The organism is Dyella flava (assembly GCF_016904955.1).
GTDB lineage: Bacteria > Pseudomonadota > Gammaproteobacteria > Xanthomonadales > Rhodanobacteraceae > Dyella_B > Dyella_B flava.
This window is the reverse complement of sequence record NZ_JADIKE010000034.1, coordinates 285,159-299,601: the sequence shown is the minus strand read 5'-3', so window position 1 is coordinate 299,601 and position 14,443 is coordinate 285,159. Positions and strand designations below refer to the sequence as shown.

The 14,443-nt window shown below is 63.4% G+C and carries 13 protein-coding genes; 1 reads left to right on the top strand and 12 read right to left on the bottom strand.

Annotation, left to right across the window (positions count from 1 at the left end):
• Window positions 1-4: 4 nt before the first annotated feature.
• Window positions 5-898: a 4-hydroxybenzoate octaprenyltransferase gene (gene ubiA / locus ISP19_RS09520; RefSeq protein ID WP_284385137.1), complete on the bottom strand. Its 894-nt coding sequence runs from the start codon at window positions 896-898 to the stop codon at window positions 5-7.
• A 261-nt stretch (window positions 899-1,159) separates the two neighbouring features.
• On the opposite strand from ubiA, the gene ISP19_RS09515 reads away from it, so the two are divergent.
• Entirely contained in the window at window positions 1,160-1,555 is a 396-nt protein-coding gene (locus tag ISP19_RS09515) for a VOC family protein (protein WP_204681120.1), read from the top strand.
• On the opposite strand, the gene ilvA is transcribed toward ISP19_RS09515, so the two are convergent.
• The 11 genes from ilvA to ISP19_RS09460 form a co-directional block, all read right to left on the bottom strand.
• Window positions 1,544-3,109 (bottom strand): threonine ammonia-lyase, biosynthetic, encoded by a 1,566-nt coding sequence (gene ilvA / locus ISP19_RS09510; protein WP_204681119.1) that lies wholly within the window; start codon window positions 3,107-3,109, stop codon window positions 1,544-1,546. The genes ISP19_RS09515 and ilvA overlap by 12 nt on opposite strands.
• Window positions 3,106-3,345, bottom strand: a complete 240-nt coding sequence (gene ilvN, locus ISP19_RS09505; RefSeq protein WP_204681118.1) for an acetolactate synthase small subunit — start codon at window positions 3,343-3,345, stop codon at window positions 3,106-3,108. Before ilvN ends, ilvA begins: the two co-directional genes overlap by 4 nt.
• Window positions 3,346-3,376: 31 nt before the next feature.
• The gene (ilvB, locus tag ISP19_RS09500) at window positions 3,377-5,245 is read right to left on the bottom strand and encodes a biosynthetic-type acetolactate synthase large subunit (protein ID WP_204681117.1); all 1,869 of its coding nucleotides are present in this window, start codon (window positions 5,243-5,245) and stop codon (window positions 3,377-3,379) included.
• 82 nt (window positions 5,246-5,327) lie between these two features.
• Window positions 5,328-5,642 carry a VOC family protein gene (locus ISP19_RS09495; RefSeq protein WP_204681116.1) on the bottom strand — a complete coding sequence of 105 codons (315 nt, stop codon included), beginning with the start codon at window positions 5,640-5,642 and terminating at the stop codon, window positions 5,328-5,330.
• A 75-nt stretch (window positions 5,643-5,717) separates the two neighbouring features.
• The gene (gene ilvC / locus ISP19_RS09490) at window positions 5,718-6,731 is read right to left on the bottom strand and encodes a ketol-acid reductoisomerase (RefSeq protein ID WP_204681115.1); all 1,014 of its coding nucleotides are present in this window, start codon (window positions 6,729-6,731) and stop codon (window positions 5,718-5,720) included.
• On the bottom strand, window positions 6,728-8,440 hold the full coding sequence (ilvD, locus tag ISP19_RS09485; RefSeq protein WP_204681194.1) for a dihydroxy-acid dehydratase: 1,713 nt from the start codon (window positions 8,438-8,440) through the stop codon (window positions 6,728-6,730). Before ilvD ends, ilvC begins: the two co-directional genes overlap by 4 nt.
• An 11-nt stretch (window positions 8,441-8,451) precedes the next feature.
• Window positions 8,452-9,543, bottom strand: coding sequence for a 3-isopropylmalate dehydrogenase (leuB, locus tag ISP19_RS09480; RefSeq protein ID WP_204681114.1), 1,092 nt, complete (start codon window positions 9,541-9,543; stop codon window positions 8,452-8,454).
• A complete protein-coding gene (gene leuD / locus ISP19_RS09475) occupies window positions 9,540-10,124 on the bottom strand; it encodes a 3-isopropylmalate dehydratase small subunit (RefSeq protein WP_204681113.1) in 585 nt (194 codons plus the stop codon). Before leuD ends, leuB begins: the two co-directional genes overlap by 4 nt.
• A complete protein-coding gene (gene leuC / locus ISP19_RS09470; RefSeq protein WP_204681112.1) occupies window positions 10,121-11,533 on the bottom strand; it encodes a 3-isopropylmalate dehydratase large subunit in 1,413 nt (470 codons plus the stop codon). The genes leuD and leuC overlap by 4 nt, the downstream gene beginning before the upstream one ends.
• Entirely contained in the window at window positions 11,530-12,519 is a 990-nt protein-coding gene (locus ISP19_RS09465) for a branched-chain amino acid transaminase (protein ID WP_204681111.1), read from the bottom strand. Before ISP19_RS09465 ends, leuC begins: the two co-directional genes overlap by 4 nt.
• The gene (locus tag ISP19_RS09460) at window positions 12,516-14,177 is read right to left on the bottom strand and encodes a 2-isopropylmalate synthase (RefSeq protein ID WP_204681110.1); all 1,662 of its coding nucleotides are present in this window, start codon (window positions 14,175-14,177) and stop codon (window positions 12,516-12,518) included. Before ISP19_RS09460 ends, ISP19_RS09465 begins: the two co-directional genes overlap by 4 nt.
• Window positions 14,178-14,443 lie beyond the last annotated feature (266 nt).

Genomic DNA, 14,443 nt, shown 5'->3' with positions numbered 1-14,443 from the left:
TGGTTCAACGCACCGCAAGCGCCAGGGCGATGCCAATCCACAGCGTAAGCCCCAGCCAGTTGTTGTGCCGAAAAGCTGCGAGGCAGGCGTCGCGCTCGCGGTTGCGGATCAGCCATTGTTGCCAGCCGAACAGTGCGGCCGTCGCCGCCATCGAAAGCCAATACGGCCAGCTCAGATGGGCGCGTGTGCCAACCATCACCATGGCCGTGATAAAGGTGCCCATGAGTATGCCGATGATCAGGAGATCCGCGTCGCCAAAAAGGATGGCGGTTGAGCGCGCGCCAACCTTGAGGTCGTCGTCGCGATCCACCATCGCGTATTCGGTGTCGTAGATCACCGACCAGAGGATGTTGGCGATAAACAGCACCCAGCCGACCGGCGGCACATTGTTTTGCACGGCGGCGAAAGCCATCGGAATCGACCAGCCGAAGGCGGCGCCCAGCACCACTTGCGGAAGATCGGTATAGCGCTTGGTGAAAGGATAAAGCGCGGCCAGCGCCGCCCCGATAAATGAAAGCTTGATGGTCAGCGCATTGGTAAGCAGCACGAGCCCAAAGGAGATCAACAGCAAGACCGCAAAGACGATCAGCGCTTCGCGTGGCGTGACCCGGCCGGCGGCGATGGGGCGACCCGCGGTGCGGGCAACCTGGGGATCCAGCTTGCGGTCGGCAAAATCATTGATGGCGCAGCCGGCGGCGCGCATCGCAAAAACCCCGAGCGTAAAGATCACCATGGGCTTCCATGGCGGGAAATCGCCGGCAGCCAGCCATAGCGCCCACCAGGTCGGCCACAGCAATAGCAGGGCGCCGATCGGCCGATCCATGCGGGTCAGCACCAGGATGTCGCGCGCTTTCTCTCGCTGTTGCTGTGGCAATTTCTGCAACAGCCAATCCAGCACGCGCGTCGCGCGGGTGGAGCTATCGGCGGGACGCGGCGGCTTTCCCGCCGCAGAGGTGGCAACGGGGCGCGCGCGGCTGGTAGCCGGCACAGGAGGGTTGCGCCGTGGGCGCTTGCGGGAGGTCGGGGCCATCCGGCAAGTTTAGCGTGCAGTCTTCCATCCGAAACTGTGCATTAGGCCACTCCCACGGTGGGGGTGGTACATTGCCGGTCACGGAGGGGCGGTCTAGGATCGTCCACCGCATTGGGGCCGGAGCCGTTCATGTTCACGACCATCAGTCATATCGCACTGATCGTGCGTGATCCTGCGCGCACCGCGGAGCTATTTGCCGGGGTATTGGATGCGCAGGTGATCGCCAACCATCCTGGCGACAAAGGTCATCCGCAAAGCTTTGCGAAGCTCGGCGATATTTGGTTCGTGCTGCGCCAGGGCGACGGCCCGGCTACCCGCAATGGTGACCATATCGCACTGGAAGTCAGCCGCGACCAGTTGCGGGACTGCGCCAACAAGCTGGCTGCGTTCGATGTCGAGCACTTCATGGCGCGCGAAGACACGGCCCTGTATTTCATGGACTACGACAACCACGTCTTCGAACTCGATGCCGGCGGCTCGCTCGAGGAGGACCTCAACCTTGCACGTGGCACGTTACGCGCATAACAGCAGGCGGTAAGCCGGATTGTCGCTCTCGTCGATATAGGGATAACCCAGGCTCGACAGGAAGTATCTCAACAACTCGTGCTCGCTGGCAGGTGCCTGAATGCCGACCAGAATGCGACCGTAGTCGGCACCGTGATTGCGATAGTGGAACAGGCTGATATTCCAGTCGGGGTGCATGCGGTCCAGAAAGCGGGCCAGCGCACCGGGCCGTTCCGGAAAGTCGAAGCGATACAGGCGTTCGTCGCGCGCCAGTGGTGACCGGCCGCCGATCATATGACGCAGATGCAGCTTTGCCAGCTCGTCATCGGTCAGGTCGAGCACCCTGAAGTCATTCGCGCGGAAGGCCGCCGCCAAGGCTTCTCGTTCGCCGCGCTGGGCGGTCTGCACGCCGACAAAGATGTGCGCGGCGTGTGCATCGCCGATGCGGTAATTGAATTCGGTGATCGAGTGCTGGCCGAGCGCGTTGCAGAAGCGGTGAAAGCTGCCGCGTTGCTCGGGAATGGTCACGGCAAACACGGCTTCACGCTGTTCGCCGACTTCCGCACGCTCTGCGACAAAGCGCAAGCGGTCGAAATTCATGTTGGCGCCGGAAACCACCGCGACCAGTGCCCCGTCAGCGGGACCATGACCGGCCACGTATTGCTTGAGTCCAGCCACGGCAAGCGCACCGGAAGGCTCTGGAATGCTGCGCGTATCCTGGTAAATATCGCGGATCGCCGCGCAGATCGCGTCGGTGTCCACGCGCAGTACCTCATCGACGTAGTGCTGACATAGCGAAAAGGTCAGCGCACCCACTTGCTTCACGGCCGTGCCATCGGCAAACAGACCTACGTCATTCAGCGATATGCGCGTGCCGGCATCGAGCGCCCGTGCCATGGAGTCGGCATCGCTGGCCTGCACGCCGATGATGCGCACATCGGGGCGTCGCGCCTTGATCACCGAGGCAATGCCCGCAGCCAGGCCGCCGCCGCCGATCGGTACGAAGACGGCATGCAAGGATTCCGGATACTGCGCAAGGATTTCCAAGCCGATCGTCGCCTGGCCGGCGATCACGTCAAGGTCGTCGAACGGGTGCACGAAGGTGGCGTTCATCGCCGCGCACAGACGCATGGCTTCGGCTTGCGCGTCGCTATACGAATCGCCGGCCAGCACCACTTCGGTAAACGCGCCGCCGAAGCGTCGAACGGCATCCACCTTCACCTGCGGCGCCGTTACCGGCATCACGATAGTGGCGCGAATTCCCAGTCGCGAGGCGGCCAGCGCCACGCCCTGTGCGTGATTGCCGGCCGAGGCGGCAATCACGCCGCGTGCCCTTTCGTTCGCATGCAGTTGTGCCATGCGGTTATACGCGCCGCGCAGCTTGAACGAAAATACCGGCTGCTGGTCTTCGCGCTTCAGCAAGACAGTGGATCCGAGGCGTGCGGAAAGCAGTGTCGCCGCTTCAAGCGCCGTGTGATGCGCCACTTCGTAGACCCGTGCCGATTCGGCGCGACGCAGCACCGAAGCGGCCGTCAACACAGGATCGTCGTCGTTGGGCAGCAGTTTGGCGTTCATGCCTGGGCCGGATGCTCGACTTGCAACACATCGACCAGTTTGCGGGTCTGTTGCAGGATCTGGGTCAGCGTGGCGTCGTCGCCGCGCACCGTGAGAGTCAGGCGCGAAACGGCCGGGTCGGTGGTGGCGGCCACCGTCAGCGTGTCGATATTGTGGCCGCGTGCGGCAAACAGACCTGCCACGCGCACCAGCGCACCGGCTTCGTTCTGCAGAAGGATGGAAAGCGTGTGTTGCATGGGCAGGTCCAGTTCAGTGGTTCGTTGCGGGTCAGAAGCTGTCGGAAGCGGCGGTTTCGCCGGTGTGCGAAACCGCGCGCGAGGGAATGAAATCGCCGGTAATCATTTGCGAGTAATTGGCGCCGGGGCCGACCATGGGATAGACGCCGGCATCCGGGTCGATCATCACCTCCAGAAAGGCCGGGCCGTCGAACGCCAGAAACGCGGCGATCGTGTCGGCCAGGTCTTCGCGGTGTTCCAGTCGCCGCGCCCAGGCGAAACCGTCGGCTTCGGCGGCGCGTACGAAATCCTTGCGATGCAGGCTCTTGTCGGATGAGGCAAAACGGCCCTTGAAAAACAGCTTTTGCCACTGCCGCACCATGCCGTCGCCGACGTTGTTGAGCACGACGATCTTCAGCGGCAGGCCGTAGGTGGTCACGGTTTCCAGCTCACCCAGGTTCATGCGGATACTGGCGTCACCGTCGATATCGATGACCAGCGCATCGCGCCGGGCAAATTGCGCGCCGATCGCGGCGGGCAGGCCGAAGCCCATCGTGCCCATGGAGCCTGAGGTGAGCCAATGCCGTGGCTCGCGGAAATCCAGGTACTGCGCCGCCCACATCTGATGCTGGCCCACACCGGTACTGATGATGGCGTGGCCTTGCGTATGCCGATTGATCTCCTCCAGTACGGCGTAAGGCTGAATCAGCGCGCTGTCGCGATCGTAGTTCATGGCGTGGGTATGCTTGAGCGACGCGATATGCGTATGCCACTCAGTCAGGCAAGGTGACGGATGGTTTGCCTTGCCGTATTCCGCCAGTCGTTGCAGCGCGCGATCCAACGGTCCCACATGATGCCAGTCCGCGTGCTTGACCTTGTCGATCTCGGCCGGATCGATGTCGATGTGCGCGATGAACTTCGCTTTTGGCGCGAATTGCGCAGGGACGCCCGCGACGCGGTCATCGAAGCGTGCGCCCAGCGCGAGCAGAAAGTCGCAATCTTCCACCGCGTAATTCGCGTAGGCGGTGCCGTGCATGCCGAGCATGTGCAGCGCCAGCGGATCGGTGGTGTCGTAGCCGCCGATGCCCATCAGGGTGGTCGTGACCGGCAGGCCGAAACGGTCGACGAATGTACGCAGCACCGATGCCGCACCGCTGGCGATGATGCCGCCTCCGGCGTAGATCAACGGATGCTTTGCGCGTGACAACGCCGCGAAAAAGCTCGCGCATTGCGCATCACTGAGCGTGGCCTGTTCAATCGCGCGCAGGCGTGCGCGATAACCGGGAAGGGGCAGCTCACCCTCGCCCTGAAAGCGGATGATGGCGTTCTGGATATCCTTCGGCACATCCACCACCACCGGGCCGGGGCGTCCGCTGCGTGCGATGGTGAAAGCCGTACGCATGGTGACTTCCAGCTGCGATGCCTCGGTCACCAGAAAGACATGCTTGGCGCAGGAGCCCATGATGTTGCTGATTGGCGCTTCCTGGAAGGCGTCGCTGCCGATCGCCTGCGTCGCGACCTGGCCGCAGATCACGATCATCGGAATCGAATCGGCAGTCGAATCGCGCACCGGTGTCACCATATTGGTCGCGCCCGGGCCGGAGGTGACCACCGCCACGCCGACCTTGCCGGACGCACGCGCGTAACCGGAAGCCATGAAGCCCGCACCTTGTTCGTTGGCCGGCACGATCAGCGGCATCGGTTCGCTGTCATCGGGATTCGGGTGCTCGGCGTTATGCCGGAAAATGGCGTCGTAGACAGGCAGGATCGCCCCACCGGAATAGCCGAAGAGTACGTCGACCCCTTGTTCAGCCAGAACTTGTACGACGACATCCGCACCGCTCAGGTCCTTTCCTGCGAGCGGATGGCGCGCGTTGCCCGGAATGGCATCGGCGGCGAACAAAGGTTTCGGCAATGGCATGTTCACGTCAGTCCCTGGTGTTTTTCAAAGCGTGTGTCGTTGTCTTGTTGTGAGCCGATGATCCGGGTGTTACCAAAAGGCTTCAGGCGCTGACCGGTATGCCGTACATCTCCAGGGTGCGCTCGTCCTGCGCTTGAGCAGAAAAGTGTTCCCACTCGATGCCATTCACGTCCGGTGTGCTGATAAAGCCTTCAGCGCCGTCATCCTCGAATCCGATATGCCGCAACTGGCCGGTACGCTCGGGGTTCTGGTTGATCGAGAAATTCAGCAGCTCAGTGCGCCACATGGCGTATTTGCCAGCGACGACGGCATTCGGCTGCTGTCCGAGACGTGTGCTGTAGTCGGCAATCGATGCCGCGAGATCACGTACGGCCAGTGCTATGTGAAAGCGTTTCATCGGCATGATCCTGTAAAGGTCCATGTGGCGCTCTCCCGCCGGAGGATGGGGGACGTGGGAGAGCGCCACATGGGTTTAACCCACTTTCTTCAGCGGTGCCTGGCTGGTTTTTGCGCCGCTCTGCAGCCACGCCATGCGTGCGCGCAGCTTGGCGCCGACCTGCTCGATCGGATGCTCCAGATCCGCCTGCTTCAGACGCTTGTAGTTGGGCAGGCCCGCCTGGTATTCGGCGATCCAGTTGCGCGCAAACGTGCCATCCTGGATGTCCTTCAGCACGCCCTTCATGCGCTCCTTGGTCGCTGCATCCACCACCCGCGGGCCGCTGATGTAGTCGCCGTACTGCGCGGTTTCTGACACGAACTCCAACATGCGCGTGATGCCGCCTTCGTAGAACAGGTCTACAATCAGCTTCAGCTCGTGCAGTACTTCGTAATAGGCGATCTCGGGCTGATAGCCCGCTTCCACCAGGGTTTCGAAACCCTTCACCACCAGCTCGCTGGCGCCGCCGCACAGCACGGCCTGTTCGCCGAACAGATCGGTTTCGGTTTCTTCCTTGAAATCGGTCTTGATCAACATCGCGCGGGCGCCACCAATACCGGCCGCGTATGCGGTGGCTTTTTCCTCGGCGTGACCGCTGGCGTCCTGGTGCACGGCATATACGCAAGGCACGCCGCGGCCGCGTTCGTATTCGCTACGCACCAGCGCGCCCGGGCCCTTGGGCGCAACGAGAATGACGTCGATATCCGTGCGCGGCTCGATCTGCTTGAAGTGCACATTGAAGCCATGCGCGAACAGCAGCGCCGCGCCGGCCTTGATGTTTGGCTCGATCGCTTGCTTGTACAGCGTGGGCTGCACCATGTCCGGTGTCAGCACCGCAACTAGGTCGGCGCCACGCACCGCCTCGGCCGGTTCGGCCACATGAAAACCGTCAGCGACGGCCTTGTGCCAGGTGGGACCGTTGGGACGCAGTCCAACCACGACATCCAGGCCGGAGTCCTTGAGGTTGAGCGCGTGTGCGCGGCCCTGGCTGCCGTAGCCGAGAACGGCGATGCGCGCTTTGGCGAGTGTGTCGGTGGTGGCGGTAGTCATGCGGTAACTCCTGTTTTATCGGGCGTGTGTCGTTGAACGGGATGAGGGGTGGCTACAGTGCTGCGTGGATGCGTGGTCGCACCATCCGAGGCGGACCCGACGAGACGTGCGTATTTGGCGAGCGCGCCGTGGGTGACTTTCGCGGGTGGCACCTTCCATTCGGCGCGACGGCTGTCCAGGTCGGCGTCGGTGCGCAGCTCACGACGATCGCCGTCGATGACGATGCGATCGCCATCGCGCAGCAGCGCAATCGGCCCGCCACGTACGGCTTCCGGTGCGATGTGGCCGACCATGAAACCGTGCGTGGCACCGGAGAAGCGGCCATCGGTGATCAGGCCGACATCGTTGCCAAGGCCGCGGCCGACCAGCGCCGCCGTTACGCCGAGCATTTCACGCATGCCGGGACCGCCGGCGGGACCTTCGTTGCGAATGACGATGACGTCGCCGGGCTTGATCTTGCCGCCTTGTACCGCGGCGAAAGCCTCTTCCTCGCTTTCGAACACGCGTGCGACGCCTTCAAAATGATTGGCGCCCTTGCCGGCAAGTTTCAGGATGCAACCTTCCGGCGCGAGATTGCCGTACAGGATCGAATAGCCACCACGTGGTTTCAGCGGCGTGCTGACGGGATGCACCACGTCCTGCTGGTCGGCACGCGGCGCGGCAGCACATTCTTCATACAGGCTGCGGCCGGTGACGGTGGGTCCGTCTTCGAGCATGTTCGCGGCGATTAATTCCTGCGCGACGCGCGCGCTGCCGCCCGCGCCGAACAGCTCGACGGCGGTGTAGCGGCCGCCCGGCATCAAGTCGGCAATCACTGGCGTGTGCACCGACGCCGGTTCGAAATCCTCGATCGTCCAGGGTACGTTGGCTTCGCGTGCAATCGCCAGCAAGTGCAGTACCGCATTGGTGGAGCCGGCCGTGGCGGCAACCATGCGCGCCGCATTGCGAAACGCGGTTGTCGTGAGGATATCCAGCGGTTTACGCTGTTTGTGCAGGCAATCCATGACCAGTTCACCGCAACGGAAGGCAGCGTGCGCCTTGGCCGGATGGGTCGCGGGAATATCGTTGAAGCCCATCGGCGACAAGCCCAATGCTTGCAGCACCATCGCCATGGTGTTGGCGGTGAACTGGCCGCCGCATGCGCCGGCACCGGGGCAGGCATCTTTTTCCACCGCGGTCAGCTCGGCATCGTCGATCTTGCCTGCGCCGTGCGCACCAACCGCTTCGAACACCTGCTGGATGGTGATCGGGTGATTGTTGTGATTGCCATGCGCGATGCTGCCGCCGTACAGCGCAACCGCCGGGATGTTCAAGCGCGCCATGGCCATCGCCGCGGCCGGAATGGTTTTGTCGCAACCGCATAGCACCACCATTGCGTCGAGGCAGTGGCCATCCACGGCCAGCTCGATCGAATCGGTGATGACTTCGCGGCTGATCAACGACGCCCGCATGCCGGGCGTGCCCATCGCGATGCCGTCGGTGACGGCGATCGTGTTGAACTCGATCGGCGTGCCGCCCGCGGCGCGAATGCCCGCGGACACATGCTCAGCCAGTTCGCGCAGGTTGAGATTGCACGGACTGACGTTGGACCAGGTATGTACGACGGCAATCAGCGGTTTAGCGATATCCCCGTCCTGCAAGCCGGTGGCGCGCAGCATGGCGCGTGCCGGGGCGCGGTCGGGGCCGGTTTTGATCAGATCACTGCGCATCATGTCCTCGCTTAACCACAGGCACGCAGGCCGCACAGAAAGGCGGGCGTGGCGACATCGTCCAGCGCGGCGATCACCGCATCGCACATCTCGCTGGTGCTGGCCTTGCCGCCGATGTCGCGGCTGTGTGGGCCGTTGGTCAGCACATGCGCCACGGCCGCCTCGATGGTGGTCGCTTCAATCTCCAGACCAAGCGAGTGACGCAGCAGTAGCGCGCCGGAAAGGATTGCGCCCAGCGGATTGGCTACGTTCTGGCCGGCGATGTCCGGTGCAGAACCATGAATGGGTTCGTACAAACCGACCTTGCCTACGCCCAGCGAGGCGGAGGGCAGCAGACCGAGCGAGCCGGCGAGCGCGGCCGCTTCGTCGGTGAGGATGTCGCCGAACAGGTTTTCGGTGACCACCACGTCATAGCGCCCAGGCTGAGTCAGCAGCAGCATGGCCATGGAGTCGACCAGCTGGTGTTCCAGCTTTACATCCGGGTATTCGGCGGCAATGCGCGTAACGGTGCTGCGCCACAGGCGCGATGTTTCAAGCACGTTGGCCTTGTCTACCGAAGTGACATGCTGACGGCGCTCACGCGCCAGCTCGAAGGCGCGGCGCGTGACGCGTTCGACTTCGGCGACGGTGTATTTGCATTCATCCGTTGCCGCATCGACGGTGCGTGTCTTCGCGCCGAAGTACGCGCCGCCGGTCAGTTCACGTACGAACAGCACGTCCACGTGCTTGAGCTTTTCGTTCTTCAGCGGCGACAGCGACGCCAGCGCGGGATGCACCTGCAACGGGCGCAGGTTGGCGAATACGCCGAGTGCGGCGCGCAGTGCCAGCAAGCCTTGTTCGGGGCGTACTTTGGCGTGCGGATCGGACCACTTCGGTCCACCCACTGCGCCGAGAAAAACCGCATCGGCATTCTTGCACGCTTCCAGCGTAGCGGCGGGCAGCGGCTCGCCGGTGGCGTCGATCGCGCAACCACCAATGAGGTGCGAGGCGAACGCGAAGGTGTGTCCGCTGCGCTCGGCAACGGCTTGCAGTACGGCCACGGCCGCGTCGGTAACTTCCGGACCTACGCCGTCGCCGGGCAGGGTAACGATGCGAGCCTTCATGCCGCCTTCTCCTGTTGATGTTCGTAGTGGGTGATGGCCTGGTCGTGCTGCAGCAGGAAGCCAAGCTGGTCGACGCCATCGAGCAGGCAGTGCCGCGCGAAGGGCTCGAGCTGGAAGCGGATATGTCCACCATCCGGTAGCTGGATGACCTGCTCGCGCACGTCGATGGACAGTTCAATGCCAGGGTTCTGCAGCAGCCAGCGGTGCTCTGCTTCATCCAGCACGATGGCGAGCAGGCCGTTCTTCAGTGCATTGCCGCGGAAGATGTCCGCGATCTCGCTGCACAGCACGGCCTGGATGCCGTAATCCAGCAGCGCCCACGGTGCGTGCTCGCGTGAGGAGCCGCAGCCGAAATTGCGGCCGGCAACCAGGATGGCGCAGCCGTGCGCGCTGGGCTTGTTGAGCGGGAAATCCGGGTTGTCGCTGCGGTCCTGGCGATAGCGCCAGTCGTTGAAGCAGAACTTGCCCAGACCCGCGCGTTCGGTGGTGGTGAGGAAACGTGCGGGGATGATGCGGTCGGTGTCGATGTTTTCGTCGCACAGGACAGCGGTGCGCGAGTGGATCCGGTTTATGGGTTTCATGCAGCCACCTCCGTCAGGTACTCGCGTGGATCGGCGATCGCGCCGGCAATCGCAGATGCGGCAGCGGTGGCGGGGCTCGCCAGCACGGTGCGTGCGCCCTTGCCCTGGCGTCCTTCGAAGTTTCGGTTGGAGGTGCTCACCACCAGTTGGCCCGGCTGCGCGAGATCGCCGTTCATGGCGATGCACATCGAGCAACCCGGAATGCGCCATTCCGCACCGGCGGCAAGAAATACTTCGTGCAAGCCTTCACGTTCGGCATCGCGTCGCACAGCTTCAGAACCGGGAACGACCAGCATGCGTACACCCTCGGCAACATGCCGGCCACGCAGCACATTGGCCGCCTCGCGTAGATCCGACAGACGCGAATTGGTGCAGCTGCCGACAAACACCACGTCGACAGAGGTGCCCTGCATCGGCCGGTTCGGCTTTGCCTGCATGTAATCGAGTGCGCGTTGTTCCACCGGATTGCGCGGGACGGGGACGGGCGTGTCCATCGCAATCGCCATACCCGGATGGGTGCCGTAGGTGACGGTGGGACGAATCTGGCTGGCGTCGATGCGCACTTCCCGGTCGTAGCTGGCGCCTTCATCGCTGCGTAGCGCACGCCAATGCCGCATGGCTGTTTCCCATGCGATGCCTTGCGGTGCTTTGGGACGTCCTTGCAGCCAGGCGAACGTGGTTTCATCCGGCGCAATCAGGCCGGCACGCGCGCCGGCTTCGATCGACATGTTGCACACTGTCATGCGCTCTTCCATCGATAGTGCTTCGATGGCTTCGCCGCGGTATTCCAGCACGTGGCCGGTGCCGCCATCCACGCCGATCCGGCCGATGATGTGCAGGATCAGGTCTTTCGCGCCGACACCGCGCGGCAACTTGCCGTCGACATGGATGGCGAAGGTATTCGGCTTGCGTTGCAACAGGCACTGCGTTGCCATCACATGGCCGACTTCGGTGGTGCCGATACCGAACGCCAGTGCGCCGAAAGCGCCATGCGTGGAGGTGTGGCTGTCGCCGCAGACAATGGTCATGCCCGGCTGCGTAGCACCGAGTTCTGGGCCGATCACATGCACGATGCCGCGATCGCTGCTGTCCCAACCGTACAACTGCACACCGAATTCGCGGCAATTGGCTTCCAGTTGCGCGACCTGTGCCTTGGCCTCGGCATTTGCATACGGGCGCTCGCCATCGGCTTGTGGCGGCAGGGTGGGGGTGGAATGGTCGAGCGTGGCCAGCGTGCGATCCGGACGGCGCAGCTTCAGGCCGCGCGAACGCAGCTCACTGAAGGCCTGCGGCGAGGTGACTTCGTGCACCAGGTGCAGATCGATGTACAGCACCGACGGTGTGTCGGCGGTTTCGGGCGCGACGACGTGGGCGTCCCAGATTTTTTCAAATAGCGTGCGAGGAGTCATGCTGTGGTCCGCTCTTTTTGAGAAGTGCGGCCATGGCTGGCCGCCGTTTGACATTCGCGGTCAGGGATGACCGCATTGACCAACGTCAGCCAGCCGTAGCGGTCCCGGGTGCGACCGTCGAACAGGCCGAAAAACGCGTCGCGCAAGCTGCGCGTGATCGGCCCGGGCGTGCCGTTGCCGATGTTCTTGCGATCGACCGAGCGCACCGGGGTGATTTCTGCGGCGGTGCCGGTCATGAACACTTCATCAGCGGAGTACAGCGCTTCGCGTGGCAGGTCGCGTTCTTCACACGGGATGCCCAGGTCGCTGGCCAGCGTGATGACCGTGTCACGCGTGATGCCCGCGAGAATGCCGGCGCTGGAAGGTGGCGTGAGCAACTTGCCGCGCTTGACCAGGAACAGGTTTTCACCCGCGCCTTCGCTCAACAGGCTGTTCGAACCCAGCGCGATGCCTTCGTCATAACCGCCGCGGCGCGCTTCCAGGCCGATCAGCTGGCTGCTCAGGTAATTACCGCCGGCTTTCGCCCAGCTCGGAAGCGTGTTGGGTGCCGGGCGATGCCAGGACGACACGCAGACGTCCGCGCCGACTTCAGCGGCCTCTCCCAGATACGCACCCCATTCCATCGCCATGATCGCAACGTCGACGGGCGCACCGTCTCTGGGGAGGACGCCGAGCCCGCCGACGCCGCGAAACACGATGGGCCGCACATAGGCGGAGGCCATCCGATTGGTGCGAATCACGTCCATGCAAGCCTGATTGATCTCGTCTTCGCTGTAGCCGATGTCGATGTCGTACACCCGTGCCGACTCGAACAGGCGGCGGGTGTGATCGGCGAGGCGGAAATACGCGGGACCTTCCGGCGTGGCGTACACACGCTCGCCCTCGAAGACGGACGAGCCGTAATGCAGCGCGTGCGTGCTGACGTGGACGGTCGCCTCCGCCCAGGGCTTGATGCGCCCGTTGTGCCAAAGGAAGGGTGTGTTCATGCGGAGGTCTCCGGTTGCGTGCGTCCCTGTGCCCGAAGATCAGACGGTGGTCGTCCATGACCGAGCGCTTTAGTCGGCGCATAGGCGGCGCGTTCACCACCCTGCCGCTCGATGCGATTGACGATGGCCAGCGCGGCGTGCGCAGTGGCCTCGATGATGTCGGTGCTCACGCTGCTGCCGTTCCAATCGCGCTGAGCGTGACGTGCGGTGAGTTGCGCATGGCCTTGTGCATCGCCGCCTTCGCTGATGGCGCGCACCTGGAAGCGGGTCAGCTGCATGTCGGTGCCGGTGGCGCGCTCGATCGCGCGCAGCACGGCGTCGACCGGACCATCGCCGATCGCGGCTTCGCCGATTTCACGACCATTCTCGTGACTCAGTTTCACCGTGGCCGACGCGCTGCCGCCCAGGTGTGAACTGGTATTGAGCTGGGTGAGATGCCACGGGCCGGTGGCATCCGGATCCTGACCCAGTGCGATCGCTTCCAGATCCTCGTCGCGGATATCGCGTTTGCGATCGGCGAGGGCCTTGAAGCGCTTGAAGATGCCATCCATGGCGACTTCGTCCACCATGTGACCGAGTGTTTCCAGGCGCTGGCGCAGCGCATGGCGGCCGGAATGCTTGCCAAGCACCAGGGTGGTCTCGGCAATGCCGACATCCTGCGGGCGCATGATTTCGTAGGTGCTGCGGTGCTTGAGCATGCCGTGCTGATGGATGCCCGATTCATGCGCAAAGGCGTTTTCGCCCACGACGGCCTTGTTGCGGGGGACGGCCTGCCCGGTCAGCTGGGTCAGCAGCCGCGACGTTGGATACAGCTTGCGGGTGTCGATGCGCGTCTGCAGGTTGAAGTGCGGTGCGCGCACTTTCAGCGCCATCACGATTTCTTCCAGTGCCGCGTTGCCGGCGCGCTCACCGATGCCATTGATGGTGCACTCCACCTGGCGTGCACCGGCGCTCACGGCCGCGAGACTGTTGGCGACCGCCATGCCCAGATCATCATGGCAGTGAGCGGAGAACACTGCCTTGTGGGCATCGCGCACGTTGCGGCGCAGGTAGGTGAAAAGCTCCACCATCTCCGCGGGCGTGGTGTAGCCGACGGTGTCGGGTGCGTTGAGGGTGGTGGCGCCGGCGGCGATCGCGGCGCTGAAGATTTCAACCAGGAATTCCGGCTCGGTGCGCAAGGCATCTTCGGCGGAAAATTCGATGTCTGCGCAATATCTGCGTGCATGCTCGATCGAAGCGATCGCGGTTTCCAGTACCTGCTGCCTGCTCATGCCGAGCTTGTGCTCGCGGTGCAGTGGGCTGGTGGAGAGAAACAGGTGGATGCGTGAGTGTCTGGCGCCTTCCAGTGCGCGTGCGGCAGTGTCGATATCGCCGGTTTGACATCGCGCCAACGCGCACACGGCGGTATTGCGCAAGGTTCGCGCGATCTCGTCGACCGCGGCGAAATCGTCAGGTGAAGCCTGTGGAAAACCGGCCTCCAGGATGTCCACGCCAAGCGTTTCCAGGGCTTGTGCCATGCACAATTTTGCGCGCCGATCCATGGAAAAACCGGGGGCTTGTTCGCCATCGCGCAAGGTGGTGTCGAAGATGCGTACGTGGTCTTCGGCGCTTTCGTTGCCGTCGTCGGCTTCGTTGGAGTGGGTTGTTTCAGTCGTCATGCCTGGCTCCGTTTTTGGGCGGCGCCGAGGGCAACAAAAAACCCCGCATCCTTGTCGGGTGCGGGGTTCTTTGGGGTATCTAGGTTATTTTTGCTCTACCTGGACACACGCCCTCAGCCCGCACCTCCGTTGGTAATAAGGAGTACGAGTACAAGGGAAATAAGAAGGAGGCCGCCGAGGTGCAGCATGGCGATGTCCGAAGGAGGTCGGATCGCGCAGGTCATGGTGCAGTGGCTGTTGCGTTGCGGCATGTCGTCGACCCTAAG